This is a genomic window from Arthrobacter sp. SLBN-112 (genome assembly GCF_030944625.1).
Classification (GTDB): domain Bacteria; phylum Actinomycetota; class Actinomycetes; order Actinomycetales; family Micrococcaceae; genus Arthrobacter.
This window is the reverse complement of sequence record NZ_JAUSXY010000001.1, coordinates 2,583,180-2,599,588: the sequence shown is the minus strand read 5'-3', so window position 1 is coordinate 2,599,588 and position 16,409 is coordinate 2,583,180. Positions and strand designations below refer to the sequence as shown.

Annotated in this window: 14 protein-coding genes and 3 pseudogenes; 3 read left to right on the top strand and 14 right to left on the bottom strand. The window is 66.4% G+C overall.

The features are described 5' to 3' along the window. Nucleotides 1-3: 3 nt before the first annotated feature. The 4 genes from rnc to coaD all read right to left on the bottom strand — a co-directional run bounded on the left by rnc (nucleotide 4) and on the right by coaD (nucleotide 2,140). A complete protein-coding gene (gene rnc, locus QF050_RS12205; protein WP_308930651.1) occupies nucleotides 4-732 on the bottom strand; it encodes a ribonuclease III in 729 nt (242 codons plus the stop codon). A gap of 20 nt (nucleotides 733-752) precedes the next feature. Further along, complete coding sequence (rpmF, locus tag QF050_RS12200) at nucleotides 753-956, bottom strand: 50S ribosomal protein L32 (protein WP_308930650.1); 204 nt, start codon at nucleotides 954-956, stop codon at nucleotides 753-755. A gap of 36 nt (nucleotides 957-992) precedes the next feature. Continuing rightward, a complete protein-coding gene (locus QF050_RS12195; RefSeq protein WP_308932161.1) occupies nucleotides 993-1,517 on the bottom strand; it encodes a YceD family protein in 525 nt (174 codons plus the stop codon). A gap of 122 nt (nucleotides 1,518-1,639) precedes the next feature. Beyond that, on the bottom strand, nucleotides 1,640-2,140 hold the full coding sequence (gene coaD / locus QF050_RS12190; protein ID WP_026264218.1) for a pantetheine-phosphate adenylyltransferase: 501 nt from the start codon (nucleotides 2,138-2,140) through the stop codon (nucleotides 1,640-1,642). Nucleotides 2,141-2,183: 43 nt separating this feature from the next. Between coaD and QF050_RS12185 the strand changes: the two genes are divergently transcribed. Then, on the top strand, nucleotides 2,184-3,413 hold the full coding sequence (locus QF050_RS12185; protein ID WP_308930649.1) for an aminotransferase class I/II-fold pyridoxal phosphate-dependent enzyme: 1,230 nt from the start codon (nucleotides 2,184-2,186) through the stop codon (nucleotides 3,411-3,413). After that, nucleotides 3,413-4,201 (top strand): fused MFS/spermidine synthase, encoded by a 789-nt coding sequence (locus QF050_RS12180; RefSeq protein ID WP_308930648.1) that lies wholly within the window; start codon nucleotides 3,413-3,415, stop codon nucleotides 4,199-4,201. The genes QF050_RS12185 and QF050_RS12180 overlap by 1 nt, the downstream gene beginning before the upstream one ends. Here the strand turns inward: QF050_RS12180 and rsmD are convergent. From rsmD to thiL, 4 genes and pseudogenes are all read right to left on the bottom strand, one after another. Next, nucleotides 4,198-4,821, bottom strand: coding sequence for a 16S rRNA (guanine(966)-N(2))-methyltransferase RsmD (gene rsmD, locus QF050_RS12175; RefSeq protein WP_308930647.1), 624 nt, complete (start codon nucleotides 4,819-4,821; stop codon nucleotides 4,198-4,200). The genes QF050_RS12180 and rsmD overlap by 4 nt on opposite strands. Nucleotides 4,822-4,863: 42 nt before the next feature. Continuing rightward, the gene (locus tag QF050_RS12170) at nucleotides 4,864-7,134 is read right to left on the bottom strand and encodes an ATP-dependent DNA helicase RecG (RefSeq protein ID WP_308930646.1); all 2,271 of its coding nucleotides are present in this window, start codon (nucleotides 7,132-7,134) and stop codon (nucleotides 4,864-4,866) included. After that, nucleotides 7,124-8,111, bottom strand: a pseudogene (locus QF050_RS12165) (DAK2 domain-containing protein). Before QF050_RS12165 ends, QF050_RS12170 begins: the two are co-directional and overlap by 11 nt. 22 nt (nucleotides 8,112-8,133) lie before the next feature. Further along, nucleotides 8,134-9,181 (bottom strand): annotated as a pseudogene (gene thiL / locus QF050_RS12160) (thiamine-phosphate kinase). Between the two features lie 69 nt (nucleotides 9,182-9,250). On the opposite strand from thiL, the gene QF050_RS12155 reads away from it, so the two are divergent. After that, on the top strand, nucleotides 9,251-9,754 hold the full coding sequence (locus QF050_RS12155) for a DUF3515 domain-containing protein (RefSeq protein ID WP_308930645.1): 504 nt from the start codon (nucleotides 9,251-9,253) through the stop codon (nucleotides 9,752-9,754). Nucleotides 9,755-9,836: 82 nt separating this feature from the next. Here QF050_RS12155 and QF050_RS12150 read toward each other — a convergent pair whose 3' ends face one another. The 6 genes and pseudogenes from QF050_RS12150 to leuC form a co-directional block, all read right to left on the bottom strand. Then, nucleotides 9,837-10,985: a D-alanine--D-alanine ligase family protein gene (locus QF050_RS12150; protein WP_308930644.1), complete on the bottom strand. Its 1,149-nt coding sequence runs from the start codon at nucleotides 10,983-10,985 to the stop codon at nucleotides 9,837-9,839. A 2-nt stretch (nucleotides 10,986-10,987) separates the two neighbouring features. Further along, nucleotides 10,988-12,037, bottom strand: a complete 1,050-nt coding sequence (locus QF050_RS12145; protein WP_308930643.1) for an NAD(P)H-dependent glycerol-3-phosphate dehydrogenase — start codon at nucleotides 12,035-12,037, stop codon at nucleotides 10,988-10,990. Beyond that, nucleotides 12,034-12,805 (bottom strand): annotated as a pseudogene (locus QF050_RS12140) (lysophospholipid acyltransferase family protein). The gene QF050_RS12145 and the pseudogene QF050_RS12140 overlap by 4 nt, the downstream one beginning before the upstream one ends. Before the next feature lie 9 nt (nucleotides 12,806-12,814). Next, nucleotides 12,815-14,140 (bottom strand): UDP-N-acetylglucosamine 1-carboxyvinyltransferase, encoded by a 1,326-nt coding sequence (gene murA, locus QF050_RS12135; protein WP_285247630.1) that lies wholly within the window; start codon nucleotides 14,138-14,140, stop codon nucleotides 12,815-12,817. Between the two features lie 147 nt (nucleotides 14,141-14,287). Further along, nucleotides 14,288-14,890, bottom strand: coding sequence for a 3-isopropylmalate dehydratase small subunit (gene leuD, locus QF050_RS12130; protein ID WP_308930642.1), 603 nt, complete (start codon nucleotides 14,888-14,890; stop codon nucleotides 14,288-14,290). Nucleotides 14,891-14,898: 8 nt separating this feature from the next. Further along, complete coding sequence (gene leuC / locus QF050_RS12125; RefSeq protein ID WP_308930641.1) at nucleotides 14,899-16,371, bottom strand: 3-isopropylmalate dehydratase large subunit; 1,473 nt, start codon at nucleotides 16,369-16,371, stop codon at nucleotides 14,899-14,901. Nucleotides 16,372-16,409 lie beyond the last annotated feature (38 nt).

The following is a 16,409-nucleotide window of genomic DNA, read 5'->3' as shown; positions in this document are numbered from 1 at the left end:
ACGCTACTTGGCGGCTGCGGAGCCGGCGGACGTACCGGCGGCCTCCTGGGCTTCGGCCCCCGAAAGCACCCGCCAGGCGTCGGCCGCGGCTTCCTGTTCGGCTTCTTTCTTGGAGTGCCCGGAACCCCTGCCGTAGGCGTTGCCGCCGATATTCAGGACGGCCGTGAACGTGCGGGCATGGTCCGGGCCGGAGCCGTCCACCGCGTAGTGGATGCTTCCGAGCTGCCGGCTTGCCGCGAGTTCCTGGATGCTGGTCTTCCAGTCGGTTCCGGCGCCCAGGACGGCGGCATCCTTCAGCAACGGACCGATCAGCCGCATGACCAGCCGGCGCGCGGTCTCGATGTCGTTGGAGACGTAGGTGGCGCCGATCAGGGCCTCCATGGTGTCCGCAAGGATGGAGGCTTTGTTCTTCCCGTGGGTGAGCTTTTCGCCCTGCCCCAGGTAGATGTATTCCCCGATGCCCAGGCTGCGTCCGATGCCGGCCAGTGCCCGGGTGCTGACGACGGCGGAGCGGCGCTTGGCGAGCTCGCCTTCAGGAAGGTCCGGGTTGTCCCGGTACAGGGCATCGGTCACGGAGAAGCCCAGGATGGAGTCCCCCAGGAACTCGAGCCGCTCATTGGTGGGTATGCCGCCGTTCTCGTAGGCATACGAACGGTGGGTGAGCGCAAGACGAAGCGTCCCGGCGTCAATAGAGACACCGAGACGCTTCAGAAGCTCTTCAGTTGAAGACATCAGTCAGCCTGTTGGGCCGATTAGACGTCAGCGACCTTGCGGCCCTTGTACTCAAGGAACAGCGCGGTGCCAGCAGAGTCGGTAACGACCTTTGCCTGGTGCGGCAGGCTGTAGGTGATCTGGCCGTTCTCAACGGTCTTCACCAGGTGGGGGGCGGTCGCCTTCCACTGCGAGCGGCGGGCGCGGGTATTCGAGCGAGACATTTTCCGCTTGGGAACAGCCACGGCTAACTCATTTCTCTCTAGACAAACACGTACAAATCAATTTTGCCGGTCAGGCTTAGCCATATCAGCTAGGGCAGCCCAGCGAGGATCCAGGACCTCGTGGTGGTGCCCCGGCTCGTCTTCCAGGCGAGCTCCGCATTCGGAGCAAAGGCCCTGGCAGTCTTCCCGGCACACCGGCTGGAACGGCAGGTTGGTGACAACCGCGTCCCGCAACACCGGTTCAAGATCGATTACATCGTGCTCGACTCGACGTTGCTCTTCATCTTCTTCTCCGTCCGAAAGCTCAATGCCTTCATAGAAGAAAAGTTCTTGCACATTGACCTCAAGGTCATACGCAAGGGGATCCAGGCATCGGCCGCATTCGCCGGTTACTTCGACGGCAGCGGTTCCTGATACCAGAATTCCTTCGTGTACGGCCTCAAGCCTCAGGTCGAGCTCGACATCCGAGCCTTCCTGAACGCCAATGAGCGCCACACCAAGATCACCTGGTGCGGGTACATGTTCCTTCAGTGTCCGCATGCTTCCCGGGCTGCGCCCGAGGTCCTTGACGTCGAACGCCAGGGGCGAACCAGCATCTCTTTTAATGAGAACTCCTGTTGAACATATGACCGACGTACCATCTTAGCCTGAAGAGCCATGGTGACTCAAACCGGCATGGGGCGGCGCCGAAGTACCCATCCAGCCTACCGTCTTGGCTGCTGATCCGGGCCAGGCTCGCCGGTAACCAGGCGGCGGTGCACCGAACGCGGCACGTAGTCCGAGACACTGCCGCCCAATGCGGCCACCTCTTTGATCAGGGTGGACGACAAATGGACGTAACTGGCTTCGGCGGGGAGGAACACCGTTTCCACCCCGCTGAGCTGCCGGTTCATCGTTGCCATGGGAAGCTCGTAGTCGAAGTCCGACGACGAGCGCAGCCCCTTGACGATGGCGGACACCCCCCGATGGCGGCAGTATTCCGCGAGCAGCCCGGCGCCGACAGGCTCCACCACGATGCCCTTGAGCGAGGCCAACGTCTCGCGGGCCATGTCCAGCCGCTCTTCCAGGGTGAACATGTACTTCTTGGCGTAGTTGGTGGAGATGGCGACGATGACTTCGTCAAAAAGGCCGGCGGCCCTGGCAATGACTTCGAGATGGCCGTTGTGGATGGGGTCGAAGGAACCGGGGCACACAGCGCGTCTCATGGTCCGAACCTACCGCATGGAAAGGCCGGGATACCATGACTGGATGCATCCTCCACGGGAACTTTCCACGCCCCTGGCACCTGCTCCCTGGCAGCGGACCGCGCTCGGCGCCAACCTGCTGGCACCGGACGGCGGACTGGGCGTCACCATCTTCGAAGAGATGACAACCCTTGCCGTCCAGACCGGGGCCATCAACCTTGGACAGGGCTTCCCGGATGAAGACGGGCCGCTGGAAATCAGGGAGGCGGCCCGTGCGGCCATCGCGGCCGGAGCCAACCAGTACGCACCCGGCAAGGGCATCCCGGCGCTCCGGGAGGCGGTGGCCGCGCACCAGGAACGGTTCTACGGATTGACGCCGGATCCCGCCACGGAGGTCATCATCACCACCGGGGCCACAGAGGGCATCGCGGCCTCGCTGCTGGCTTTCGCGGGGCCCGGCGACGAGGTCCTGACGTTCGAGCCGTTCTATGACTCCTACGGTGCGGTCATCGGCCTCACCGGCGCCACCCATGTGACCGTACCCCTCGCCGCCCCGGATTTCATGCCTGACCTCTCCGCATTGGCGTCGGCCTTCAGCGACCGCACCCGGGTGGTGCTGCTGAATAATCCGCACAATCCCACCGGCGCCGTTTTTCCCAGGGCCGTCCTGCAGCGGGTAGTGGACCTCGCAGCCAAGCATGGCAGCATCATCGTCACTGACGAGGTGTACGAGCACCTCACGTTCGGGGTGGCCCATGTCCCGGTGGCAACGCTGCCCGGGGCCGCCGGGAACACGATCACCATCTCCTCTGCCGGTAAGACGTTCTCCCTGACAGGTTGGAAGGTCGGCTGGCTGACCGGGCCGGAAGACCTGGTGGCTGCGGTACGTACCGTCAAGCAGTTCCTCACGTACAGCTCGGGAACACCGTTCCAGTCGGCAATCGCCATGGGCCTCGGCCAGCCGGACGCCTTCTTCCACGGCATCGCGGCCACCCTGGAGAAGAAACGGGACATTCTCAGCGCGGGCCTCCGGGACGCCGGCTTCGACGTCTTCACGCCCCGGGGCACCTACTTCGTCAACGTGGACACCGCGCCGCTGGGCATCACGGATGCCCTGGACCTCGCCCGGCGCCTGCCGGCACTGGTGGGCGTTGCCGCCATCCCGGTTCCGGTGTTCTGCCACCCCGAGGGTGCGGAACGGACCCGAAGCCTGCTGCGCTTTGCCTTCTGCAAGAAAGCCGGCGTCCTGGAGGAAGCTGCCGCCCGGCTGGCCACCCTCCGCGGCAGGCTCTGATGTCCGGCGGCGCCGCTGGGGCTGCCAGCCGGTTCCTGCGCACCACCGGCCAGCACGCCACGATCGAACCGGATGCGTTCACCGACGGCGGCTATGTGCTGACCATCGGCGGAGCGGAACAGTCCCATGTCAACCTCATCAGGCCCCATGAGATCTTCTACGAATACCTGCGCAGGATCGGCCACCTGGTGGATCTCGCCGCGCCCGCAGGGGAACCGGTCAGGGCCCTGCACCTGGGCGCGGGTGCGCTGACCCTTGCACGCTACATCCAGGCCACCCGGCCCGGCTCACCGCAATACGCGGTAGAGCTGGAACGCGAGCTGCTGGACTTTGTCCTCCGGCACCTGCCCCTGCCCGACGGCACGGACCTGACCACCATGATCGGCGACGCCCGGGAGGCACTTGGCGCGCTGGACCCGGGACTCAGTTTCGACGTCGTCATCCTGGACATCTTTTCCGGGCCGGAGGCGCCGGCCCACATCGCGTCCAGTGATTTCTACCGTGAGGCGCGGGACCGGTTGGGCCCGGGCGGGGTGCTGATCGTCAACGTGGGCGACGAGCCTGCCCTCACGCTGGTCAGGAGCCAGGTTGCGGCCATGCGGAAGGCCATGGCCGATGTCGCGGCCTTCGGGGAAGCGGGAATGTTCGAGGCGAGGTACCCGGGAAACATCATCCTGGCGGGAACGCAGGGCTCTTGGCCTGAATCGTGGACAACAGAGCTGGCCGCCCGCGGCCCCCACCCTGCCCGGGTCATCTCGGGAGTGGACCTGGACCCCTTCTCGGCCTAGGGCCCCTGCCCCTCATTCCCTTCCGGCATGTCGGCGGCGGAAATGGCATCGGGCACGGCCGGCTCGGCGAACCACAACCGGGTCTCGCCGTACTTCTTGTCCGCGAACCGTGCCAGCCCGTCGGGCCACTCCGGCTCCGGAGAACGCGAGGACCGCTCCACCACCACCACGGCCCCTGCTGCCAGGTGGCCGGCGAGTTTCTGGAGCACCGCGGCCAATGCCCCTTCATCCAGCGGATAGGGCGGATCCAGGAACACCAGGTCCCATGCAGCGGTGCCCGGCGTGCGGTCAAGGAAAGGCTCCACCTTGGAACGGTGCACACTGACGGTCTTGCGGCCAAGAACGCCGTCGATAAGGTCCGCATTGCGCTGGCACACTGCACTCGCCTTGGCGTCCGACTCCACCAGGTCCACGGCCTGCGCTCCCCTGCTGGCGCTTTCCACGCCCAGGGAACCGGAGCCCGCGTACAGGTCCAGCACCCTGGCGCCGGAGATCACGTCGAAAGCGTCGAGCCGGGAGAACAGCGCTTCCTTGACGCGGTCGGTGGTGGGCCGGGTCAAGGAACCCGGGACCGCGTTCAGCGGCGTACCACCCGCGGCGCCGGAGATAATCCGGGTCATCGAGGCTTCCGCCGTCCGCCCGCGCCCTGGGGGCCTGCCTTGCTAACCGCGTTCAAGGAACGCCTCCTTCTCGGGGTTGAGGTACTTCTCGATGGCATCGGCGAGTTCGGGGTGGCCTGCCAGCAGCGGGTCCCCGCCGACGATGTGCTGGGCGTCTTCCCTGGCCCGGGCGATGACGTCTTCGTGCTCAAGCACGCGCAGGAGTTTCAGGGTTGAACGTCCGCCGGACTGGGAAGCGCCCAGGATATCCCCTTCGCGGCGCAGCTTGAGGTCCTCCTGGGAGAGGACGAACCCGTCCGTGGTGGCCACCACGGCTTCCAGCCGGCGCCGGCTGGGATGCCCCGGCTCCAGGGCGGTGACCAGCAGGCAGGTCCCGGGCAGTCCGCCACGGCCAACGCGCCCCCGAAGTTGGTGCAGCTGCGAGATCCCGAACCTGTCAGCGTCCAGGATGACCATCAAGGTGGCGTTGTGCACATCCACCCCGACTTCGATCACGGTGGTGGAGACGAGCAGCTTGATCCGGTTGGCGGTGAAGCCGGCCATCGTCCCGGTCTTCAGGTCCGGTTCCTGGCGTCCGTGCAGCGGGGCAAGCGGCACCCCCGCCAGCGAAGGCTCGGCCAGCAAGTGGTCCACGACGGCGGTGACGGACGCGAGCTCCCGCCCTTCCTCTCCCTCCGCCCCCGGAGGTGCGGCCTCGCCGGGGCTGAAGTCGCCGTCGTCGTCCGTCCCGATCTTGGGACAGACCACGTACACCTGGCGCCCGGCGTCGATCTCCTCGCGAGCACGCGCCCAGATCCGCGCCGCCCAGGCGGGGTTCTCCGCGAGCCCCACGAGGTGCGTGGTGATCGGGGCCCGGCCCTGGGGCAATTCACTGAGGGTGGACGTCTCCAGGTCCCCAAAAACAGTCATGGCAACGGTCCGCGGGATGGGGGTGGCGGTCATAACCAGCAGGTGCGGCGGCTTGCGCGCCTTGGCCCGCAAGGCGTCACGCTGTTCCACGCCGAAACGGTGTTGTTCGTCCACCACGATGAGTCCGAGGTCGTAGAAGGACACGTTGTCGCTCAGCAATGCGTGGGTGCCGATGATGATTCCCGCCGTCCCGGAGGCGGCGTCGAGCATGGCTTGCCTGCGCGCCGCGGTGGGCATCGAGCCCGTCAGCAGCGTGACCTGCACCGAGTTGCCGTTTCCGCCGGCCAGGCCGCCCAGGAGGCCGTCACCGGAGAGCGGCCCAAGGCTTCGCCGGATGGAATCAAAATGCTGGGCCGCGAGCACTTCGGTAGGGGCCAGGAGTGCAGACTGCCCGCCCGCATCGATCACCTGCAGCATGGCCCGCAGCGCCACGACGGTCTTCCCGGAACCCACTTCGCCCTGCAGCAGCCGGTTCATGGGGGTGTCGCGTGCCAGTTCCGCCGCGAGGGTTTTGCCGACGGCGGATTGGCCGGCCGTGAGCGCGAACGGCAGGTTGCGGTCAAAGGAGGCCAGGACGCCGTCGCCTACCGGTCGCCGGGCGGTGGCTTCCTCGGCCGCGAGCTGGGCCCGGCGCCGTGCCAGCGCCGACTGGAGCACCAGGGCCTCGTGGTAGCGGAGGCGGTCCCGCGCCCTGCGCCAGTCATCGGCGGACTCGGGAGCGTGGATCAAACGGTAGGCCTCGGAGACCGGCAGGAACCCTTCGCGGGCGGAAACCTCGGCGGGTACCGGGTCCGGCAGCGCGTCAAGGTCGAGTGTTTCCAGGAGGGTGGCGATGGTCTTCTGGATCTTCCAGCTCGGGAGTTTGGCCGTGGCCGGGTACACCGGAATGGGCATGGCCGCGAGCTTCTCCGGGTCCTGGCCACTGTCGCTGAAGGGATCTTCGTCCACCAACTGGAAGTCCGGGTTGGTCAGGCCCAGCTGTCCCTTGAAACTGGTGACCTTTCCGGAAAACAGGGCGCGTCGCCCCTGCAGGAGTTCGGTTTTGGCTTTGTACCCGTTGAAGAAGCTGATCTTGAGGGTGCCGGGCACCTTGCCGCGGAAGTCACGGCCGCCCACCAGTCGGAGCCCCTGCTGGCCGTCATCGTCGGAGACTATGACATCGGTGATGGTGCCGCGGCGGGCCTGCATAGAGCGGGTACTGCTGGAAAGCACCCTGGCGATCAAGGTGACGTCCTCGTCCAGCGGCAGCTCGCTGATGGGGGTCAACTCACCGCGGCTCATGTAGCGGCGCGGGAAATAGTTCAGGAGCCCGTCGACCGTGGTGATACCGAGATGTTTCTCGATGACCGCTGCGGAACGCTTCCCGATGCGCCGCTCCAAGGCGAGGTCGAGCTCAGCGTTCATGCCCGCCGGTGTTCACTGCGTCCATGTCCGGGTCCCGGGGCAGCGCGAGTTCGCTGACACTGATCTGGGACGGTTCGCCCAGAGACCTGATGATGGCGACAGCCTGGTCCGGATGCGGAACATGCACATGCACCCGCCACCGGTAGTTCCCGTCAGGGTCCGCGCCGCTGCCCACCTGGCTCATGATGACGGACTCGCCAATCTCGTCAAGCCGCTGCCGCAGGGTGGCGGCGTTCAACGGGGAGAGAGTGATGGTGCACATGACTTCCACGCCATCGGCGTCAGGCATGGCGGTGTGGATGTGGGGATCGGAGACGTCGTAGCCATGCAGGCCGTCGAGGAGTTCATTCTGCAGTTCTTCACCCAGGACCGCCGAGCGAAGGCAGTCGAGGATAAGCAGCATTCCCACGCCACCGGCGTCCACGACGTGGGCGGACTGCAGGGCATCGAGCTGTTCCTCGGTGTGGATCACCGCAGCCAGGGCCCCCTCCACCGCCGCGTCGAGGGCTAGTCCCAGCGCATGGTTGCTGTCGTCGCCGTCCTGTGCGGCGTCCACGGCGGCAGCGGCCCGGGCGGCTGCCTCCATGACGGAAAGCATGGTTCCCGGAACGGGATCACTGAGGGCAGACCAGGCGCGGATCTGGGCGCGGTTCAATGCGGCCGACAGCAGTGTGGACGTCACCCGGGTGTGACCGGCCAGGGGCTCGGCCGCTGCGCACAGGAAAACGGAGAAAAGGGTTCCGGAGTTTCCCCTGGCTTCTTCCATGGCCGCCTGCCCCGCCATGGCGAGGACTTCCCCGACATCCACCGGAGCCGGCTGGTCGTCCGCGAGCACCAGGGAACGGGCAGCGGCGCGGACGGTGAGGTAGAGGTTGGTGCCGGTATCACCGTCAGCCACCCGGGAAGATGTTGATGGCGTTGAGCCGGTCGCTGTGGTTTCCCAGGGCAGTTTCCGCCTTGCCCAGCCACCTCTTCATCGCAAGCGCGTTGGCGGCAACCTTAGTGTGCAAAGTGATCCCATCCCCCGGTGTCCGCGGCCCGGCCCGCTATCAGGACGCCCGGGCCTTCGTCGGTTCCGAGTGCATGTACCGAGCCTATCGCAGTGAATCCGGGTGGCAGCTGAATACCGGCCGGGAAAGTGGCCAGCAGCCCGTGGTCCTCGCCGCCGCCCAGCACCCACTGTGCCGGGTCCGTGTCCAGGAGCGTTGCGGCCGGGCGCAGGAGTTCGGCAAGGTACGCCAGCCGGGCGGGATCGAGGGCGACGGCGACGTTGCTGGCAGCGGCCAGCCGCTTTCCGTCCCGCAGGAGTCCGTCCGAGATATCAAGCATGGCCGTGGCCCCTGCAGCCCGTGCCGCCGGCCCTGCTTCCAGGGGCGGACGGGGCCGGCATTGCAGGTCAAGGAAGATCCGTTCGGCGGGCCCAAGGGTTTCCGCGGCGATGCCGGATTCAAGCAGGGCCAGGCCCGCCGCGGCGTGCCCGACGGTTCCAGCCAGTGCCAGGACGTCCCCCGGCAGGGCGCCTGACCGCAGGACTGCCCGGCCGCCGTCGAGCGTTCCCAGGACGGCGACCGTCACCGAAATTTCGCGGCCGCGGCCCAGGTCCCCGCCGGCCACGGAACATTCCGTCGCTCCAAGTGCCTGAATTCCTGCTGTCAGCCCGTCCGCCAGGTCCTCCACCCACGCGACAGGCGTGTCTACCGGCAGGGTGAGGCTGACCACCATCGACGTGGCGGTGGCCCCCATCGCGTTGATATCGCTGAGGTTTTGTGCCGCGGCTTTCCACCCGACGTCGAATCCGGTGGTGCGGTAGCCGTTGGGCCAGAGGAGGCGGAAATCCTGGTCCTGGACCTGGGTGTCGATGCTGACCACGGTCTTGCCGTCCGGTGCCGCGACGATGGCGCGCGTCATCCCCGGGTCCCAGGAGCGTGCTTGATGTGTGGGATCCCTCCATCCGGAGGCGTGGGAAGATGCGGGCCAGCAGGTCTGCTTCGGAAAGGCCGGCGACGGTGGGCTGGCGGTCAACGCGGTTTCGGAGGTGTTCGGGCACGCCACTACGCTACCCCGACCGGCCGACATCGTGTCCTGGCGGGGGCACTGGCGGCGATAGGCTGGAAGCATGCACCATCCCCAGCTGCCCCTGTCCACCCGTGCCACCAGGATGGCAGTTCTTGGGGCAGTCGCCGCCCTGTCCTTGACTTCGTGCTCCCCCGTGGTTGACGTCAGCGCCGCCAAGGACGCCGCCAATCCGGCCTGCGCGCCGATGATGGTGGCCCTTCCGGATGCGATCGGCGATTCCCCGCTGCGTAAGACCAACAGCCAGGCAACAGCGGCGTGGGGTGATCCCTCGCTGGTCATCCTCCGCTGCGGCGTCAACGTGCCAGGGCCGACGACGGACCGCTGCGTGACCGTCAACGGCGTCGACTGGGTCATCAAGGAAGGCGACCCGGTGTGGACGCTGACCACCTACGGGCGCGAACCGGCAACCGAAATCCTGATGGACCCGGACAAGATCAGCTCCGCAACAGTCCTTGCGGACCTGGCAGGCGCCGCCGCGAAAGTCCCGTCGGTGCGCAACTGCGTTGGCCAGGAAGACCTGCAGAACCTCCCGCAGAGCAAGTAGGCCGGAGGGCAGGTGCCGCGGCGGGCCCACGCCGGCAAGGTTCCCTGGCCGAAGCGGAGCGAGGTCAGGGTGCCGGTGGGGACTAGCGCAGGCCGGTTTTGCGGTTCAGCGCCAGGTGGATGAGTTCATCAATCAGCTCTGCGTAGTCCAGTCCGGAGGCCGCCCACATTTGGGGGTACATGCTCTTGGGCGTGAACCCGGGCATGGTGTTGATCTCGTTGATGATCAGCTCACCGTCGGGGGTGTAGAAGAAGTCGACGCGGCTCAAGCCCTCGGCGCCCACGGCATCGAACGCAAGCGCAGCGAGCTCGCGGACCCGCGAGATGGCTTCGGCCGGAATGTCCGCCGGGCAGCTCAGGGCGGCGGCGTCATCCTCGACGTACTTGGCGTTGAAATCGTAGAACTCGTGGGTTCCGCCGGAGACGGAGATCTCCCCCGGCATCGAGGTCCGGGGAGCGTCCGTACCCCTGCCTTCCAGGACCGCACACTCGATTTCGCGTCCTACGATTCCGGCCTCGATGACGAGTTTGAGGTCGTGCCGGCGTGCTTCCTCAATGGCGGCGTCAAGGTCATCGAGGGAGTCCACCTTGGAAATGCCCATGGACGAGCCCGCGCGGGCGGGCTTGACGAAGACGGGGAAGCCAAGGCGGTCCACCTGTTTGCGGACGGATTCGGGGTCCTTGCGCCACTGCCTGTCACTTACCGCCACGTAGGGGCCGACGCGGAGCCCGGCGGCTTCGAAGACCACCTTCATGTAGTGCTTGTCCATGCCGACGGCGGATGCCAGGACGCCGGCCCCGACGTAGCGGGTGTCCGACAATTCCAGGAGTCCCTGGATGGTTCCGTCTTCACCGAAGGGGCCGTGCAGGAGCGGGAAGACGACGTCCACGGCGCCCAGTTCCTGTGGAACCGCGTTGGGGGAAGCGACAATCAGTTGGTGCTCGCCGCCAATTTCGGCCAGCGTCACGGTCTGGGAAGACGGCGATACCTCCGGCAAGGATGAGGCCGCCAGGGACCACTGCGCGGTATCGGCCGGGGCCAGCACCCATTGCCCGGTCTTGGCAATCCCGATCGGGATAACCTCATACTTGTCCCGGTTGATGGCGCCGAGCACGCCCGCTGCCGTCACGCAGCTAACGGCGTGCTCGCTGGAACGGCCGCCGAACAGCACGGCTACCCGCGGTTTCCTGCTGCCGGCCGTTTCCCCTGTCATGGGTGTGTCTTGGGACATGGTCAGTAATCGCCTTCAGGTTTCAATTCCCGGGACAGCAGAACCGGCCCCAGTTGGTCAACGGACAACTTGCCTGCCAGCACCGCGACGACGGCGGCGGTAATAGGCATTTCGACGCCGAGCTTACCGGCAAGTTCGTGCACGGCCTGGCCGGACTTGATGCCTTCGGCGGTCTGGGTCATCTTGCGGCCCACCTCCTCGAGTGTCAGTCCCTGGCCGAGGAGCCTGCCGGCAGTGTGGTTCCGGGACAGTGCGGACGAGCACGTTGCCACGAGGTCGCCGAGCCCGGCGAGGCCCGCCATGGTCTTCGCCTCGCCGCCGAGCGCCAGGGCTAGGCGGGAGGTTTCGGCCAGGCCCCGGGTAATGACCGAGGCCTTGGTGTTGTCCCCCATTTCCTTGCCCTCACAGATGCCCACGGCCAGGGCGATCACGTTCTTGACGATGCCGCCGATTTCGACGCCGACGACGTCCGACGTGGTGTAGGGACGGAAGTAGGGTGCGGTGCAGGTCCTGGCGAGCCACCCGGCGGTCGCGGAATCCGTGCAGGCCACCACTGATGCCGTCGGTTCCTCCCGCGCGATTTCCAAGGCCAGGTTGGGTCCGGAGACCACGGCGATGCGTTCGAACGGCAGGTCCAATTCCTGCTTGATGACCTCGCTCATGCGGGCGTCCGTACCGAGTTCGAGGCCCTTCATGAGGGACACGACGACGGCCCCGGGCTCGATCATGTCCTTCCATTCACGCAGCTGCGGGCGGAGGGACTGTGCAGGCACGGCCACGACCACAAGATCGGCCCCTGCCAGCACCTGCCGGACATCGGTGGACGCAGTGATGTTTGCGGGCAGGACGACGTCCTTGAGGTAGTCGCTGTTGCGGTGGCTCTGGTTGATCTGGTCCACCACTTCGGCGCGCCTGCCCCACACCTTGATCGCGCGCGGGGTCCCTGCGGCGGTGGCTGCGTCTGCAAGGATCTTCGCGAAGGTCGTGCCCCACGAACCGGCGCCCAGGACAGCCACCGTACGGGCCGATCCCGGCCTTCGGTCAACGGTCACTGGGCTTCCGTTTCCGGGCCGGACTGCTGTCCGCGTTCGATGAAGCGTCCCTGTTTGGCCTGGTGCTGTTTGGCCGGGTCCCAGCGTTCCGCGGGCGGCTGTTCACCGCGCAGGCCGGCCAGCAGGCTGGTGATGGCGGCCATGATGACCTCGGTGGCTTCGGCCAGTGTGGCCTTATCCAAGGGGCGGCCGCTGAAGGCGCTCAGGTCCACGGGATCTCCCACCACAACCCGCGAAAGCTTCCGCGGGAACACGTGGAACCGCTTGCCGTACCGGGGGAACACTTCATGGGCGCCCCAGTGGGCGATGGGCACCACGGGGATGCCGCCCTCAAGGGCCAGCCTGGCCGCACCGGTATGGCCTTTCATGGGCCAGAGCGCAGGATCGCGCGTCAACGTGCCCTCGGGGTAGATGATGATCGCTCCCCCCTCAGCCACAATCTCCTGGGCCACCTGCAGCGAACGGTTCGCTCCCGCCGTCGAACGCTCAACGGGGACCCTGCTTGGTGGCATGCAGGAGCCAGCCCAGGCCGGGGACCTTGAACAGGCTGGCCTTGGCCAGGAAGTGCGGGGCACGCCCATGGTTGTACAGCATGTGTCCTACAACCAGGGGGTCGATCTCGGTGCAGTGGTTGGGTGCGGCAATGAAGCCGCCGGCAGGCAGTTTGTCGGTGCCTTCCCATTTCTTGGCCATCATGAGGTTCAGCAACGGGCGGGCGATCCCGGCGATGAACACGAACGTGGCCCTGCTTTTGGCCGATTCCTTCACGGTCCGCCGCTACTTCGTGGTCGCGATGTCGAAATCGGCACCGAGGCCCGCGAGCTTTTCGGTGAAGCGCTCGTAGCCGCGGTTGATGATGTCGATGCCCGTGACCCGGGAGGTTCCGGTGGCTGCCAAGGCAGCAATGAGGTGGCTGAACCCGCCGCGCAGGTCGGGCACGTCGATGTCGGTTCCCTTGAGCTGGGTGGGGCCGGAGATGACTGCAGAATGCAGGAAGTTGCGCTGGCCGAACCGGCACGGGACGCTGCCGAGGCACTCGCGGTGGACCTGGATGCTGGCGCCCATCCGGATGAGTGCGTCGGTGAAGCCGAACCGGTTCTCGTACACGGTTTCGTGGACGATCGAGACCCCCTCGGCCTGGGTCAATGCGACCACCAGGGGCTGCTGCCAGTCCGTCATGAATCCGGGGTGCACGTCCGTTTCAAGGACCAGCGGGGTGAGCTTGCCGCCCTTGTGGTAGAAGCGGATGCCGTCCTCGCCGATGTCCATTCCGCCGCCCACTTTGCGGTAGGTGTTCAGGAAGGTCATCATGTCCCGCTGGGATGCGCCCTCAACGAAGATGTCGCCGCGGGTGACCAGGGCAGCCGAGGCCCAGGACGCGGACTCGTTGCGGTCAGACAGCGCACGGTGGTTGTAGCCGCCGAGGTCGCGGACACCCTCGATGCGGATGGTCCGGTCCGTCTGGACGCTGATGATGGCGCCCATCTTCTGCAGCACGGCAATGAGGTCGATGACCTCCGGCTCAGTGGCGGCACCGGACAGCTCCGTGATGCCTTCCGCGCGGGTGGCGCTGAGGAGGACCTGTTCGGTGGCTCCCACGGAAGGGTACGGCAACGAGATCTTGGCTCCGTGCAGTCCCTTGGGTGCCGAAATGTGGATCCCGCCGGGGCGTTTTTCCACGACGGCGCCGAACTGGCGCAGGACGTCCAGGTGGTAGTCGATGGGACGGTCGCCGATCTTGCAGCCGCCGAGATCGGGGATGAAGGCTTCACCGATCGCGTGGATCAGGGGGCCGCACAGCAGGATGGGGATCCGGGAATCACCGGCGTGCGCGTCGATAGCCGTGCTGGAGGCCGTCTTGGCCGACGTCGGATCGAGGGTGAGGTCTCCGCTGACCGGGTCTTTCTCCACGGTCACGCCGTGCAGCTGCAACAGGGACGTGACGACCTCTACGTCCTTGATCTCCGGCACGTTGCGCAACACCGAGGGTTCGTTGCCCAGCAGTGCTGCCACCATCGCCTTCGGTACAAGATTCTTTGCCCCGCGGACGCTGACGCGGCCTGTAAGCGGAACTCCGCCGCGGATTGTCAGAACACTACTCATATACCGGTTTCCTCACGATCACTAGCCCACAAATCCTTGCAAAGGCTCCAACCAAGCATAGGAGGTCGTGTTACCGAACCGAAATAACCGGGCGCCGGCGGCAGCCCGTGGCGGGGTGTTTCCTGCCGCCGGGCCCGTCACCGCGCGCTAGGACAGCCGGGCGGGCAGCGTCTTCGGCTTGAAGCTGGGGCGGGTCGCCTCATAGGCCGTGATGTCGGCCTCGTGCTGGAGGGTCAGCCCGATGTCGTCCAGGCCTTCCAGGAGCCGCCACCGGGTGTAATCGTCGATCTCGAACGGCGCAACGATGTTGCCGCAAACTACGGTCTTGGACTCAAGGTCCACGGTGACCTCGGTTCCCGGCGCGTTTTCGAGCTCTTTCCAGATCAGTTCGATGTCGTCCTGCGCCACCTGGGCGGCCAGCAGGCCCTGCTTGCCGGAGTTGCCCCGGAAGATGTCGGCGAAGCGGGAAGACAGCACGGCCTTGAAACCGTAGTCCTTCAGTGCCCAGACGGCGTGTTCGCGGGAGGAACCGGTACCGAAGTCCGGGCCTGCCACGAGCACCGACCCGGCGGTGAAGGGCTCCTGGTTGAGGATGAACGAGGGATCCTTGCGCCAGGCCGAGAACAAGGCGTCCTCGAACCCGGTGCGGGTGATGCGCTTGAGGTACACCGCCGGGATGATCTGATCGGTGTCGACGTTGCTCTGGCGCAGCGGGACGCCGACGCCGGTGTGCTTGGTGAACTTTTCCATGGCTTGTCCTAGGCTGCGTGGCTTGCGGATGGGGTTTCGACAGGCTCAACCACCGGTTCGGGGGCCGGCTCAAGGTCCGAGGGCGAGCTGAGCGTGCCGCGGACGGCTGTGGCTGCGGCCACCACCGGGGAAACCAGGTGGGTGCGGCCGCCCTTGCCCTGCCGTCCTTCGAAGTTGCGGTTGGACGTCGAGGCGCAGCGCTCCCCCACCTCCAGCTGGTCCGGGTTCATGCCCAGGCACATGGAGCAGCCGGCGAAGCGCCACTCGGCGCCGAAGTCCTTGAAGACCTTGTCCAGGCCCTCTGCTTCGGCTTCAAGACGGACGCGTGCGGAACCCGGCACCACCAGCATCCGGATGTTGGGGTCCTTTTGGCGGCCTCGGATGATGTCAGCCGCTGCACGGAGGTCCTCCATCCGCGAGTTGGTGCAGGAGCCCAGGAAGACGGTGTCCACCCGGATCTCCTTCATCGGCGTTCCGGCGGTCAGGCCCATGTACTGCAGGGCCCGTTCAGCGGCGGCCTTGGCATTCTCGTCGCCGAAGTCCGCCGGGTTGGGGACGGACTGGGAGAGGGAAACGCCCTGGCCAGGGTTGGTGCCCCAGGTGACGAACGGCTCCAGCGTGTCGGCGTCCAGGTCAACCTCGACGTCGAACGTGGCGTCGTCGTCGGTGCGCAGGGTGTTCCAGTATTCGACGGCGGCGTCCCATTCCGCTCCCTGCGGGGCGTGCGGGCGGCCATGCATGTAGTCGTAGGTGGTCTGGTCCGGCGCCACCATGCCGGCCCGGGCGCCGGCCTCGATGGACATGTTGCAGATGGTCATCCGCGCTTCCATGGAGAGCGCACGGATGGCGGAGCCGCGGTACTCCAGGACATAGCCCTGGCCGCCGCCGGTGCCGATCTTGGCGATCACGGCGAGGATAATATCCTTGGCAGTGACGCCCGGACGCAGCGTGCCCTCGACGTTGATGGCCATGGTCTTGAACGGCTTCAGCGACAGGGTCTGGGTAGCCATGACGTGCTCCACCTCAGAAGTTCCGATGCCCATGGCCAGGGCACCGAAGGCTCCGTGGGTGGAGGTGTGCGAATCGCCGCAGACCACCGTCATTCCGGGCTGGGTCAGGCCCAGCTGCGGCCCAACCACGTGCACGATGCCCTGCTCGGCGTCGCCCAGGCTGTGCAGGCGGACGCCGAACTCGGCGCAGTTGTTGCGCAGGGTCTGGATCTGGGTGCGGCTGGTGAGGTCGGCAATGGGCTTGTCGATGTCCAGCGTGGGGGTGTTGTGGTCCTCGGTGGCGATCGTCAGGTCCGGCCGGCGCAGCGGACGGCCGGCGAGCCGCAGGCCTTCGAAGGCCTGCGGGGACGTGACTTCGTGGACCAGGTGGAGATCGATGAAGAGAAGGTCGGGCTGGGCGTTGGCTCCTTCGCCGTCCCCTTTGCGCACCACGTGCGCGTCCCAGACTTTCTCGGCCAATGTCTTTGCCATGGCCATCTCCCTTCACTGCTGTTTGGCTGATTAGTCCA

Excerpts from the sequence above, each read along its gene's own strand:
- rnc (WP_308930651.1), bottom strand. The coding sequence starts at position 732 with ATGTCTTCAACTGAAGAGCTTCTGAAGCGTCTCGGTGTCTCTATTGAC.
- coaD (WP_026264218.1), bottom strand. The coding sequence starts at position 2,140 with ATGAGACGCGCTGTGTGCCCCGGTTCCTTCGACCCCATCCACAACGGC.
- QF050_RS12185 (WP_308930649.1), top strand. The coding sequence starts at position 2,184 with ATGCATCCTCCACGGGAACTTTCCACGCCCCTGGCACCTGCTCCCTGG.
- QF050_RS12180 (WP_308930648.1), top strand. The coding sequence starts at position 3,413 with ATGTCCGGCGGCGCCGCTGGGGCTGCCAGCCGGTTCCTGCGCACCACC.
- rsmD (WP_308930647.1), bottom strand. The coding sequence starts at position 4,821 with ATGACCCGGATTATCTCCGGCGCCGCGGGTGGTACGCCGCTGAACGCG.
- QF050_RS12170 (WP_308930646.1), bottom strand. The coding sequence starts at position 7,134 with ATGAACGCTGAGCTCGACCTCGCCTTGGAGCGGCGCATCGGGAAGCGT.
- QF050_RS12155 (WP_308930645.1), top strand. The coding sequence starts at position 9,251 with ATGCACCATCCCCAGCTGCCCCTGTCCACCCGTGCCACCAGGATGGCA.
- QF050_RS12150 (WP_308930644.1), bottom strand. The coding sequence starts at position 10,985 with ATGTCCCAAGACACACCCATGACAGGGGAAACGGCCGGCAGCAGGAAA.
- murA (WP_285247630.1), bottom strand. The coding sequence starts at position 14,140 with ATGAGTAGTGTTCTGACAATCCGCGGCGGAGTTCCGCTTACAGGCCGC.
- leuD (WP_308930642.1), bottom strand. The coding sequence starts at position 14,890 with ATGGAAAAGTTCACCAAGCACACCGGCGTCGGCGTCCCGCTGCGCCAG.
- leuC (WP_308930641.1), bottom strand. The coding sequence starts at position 16,371 with ATGGCAAAGACATTGGCCGAGAAAGTCTGGGACGCGCACGTGGTGCGC.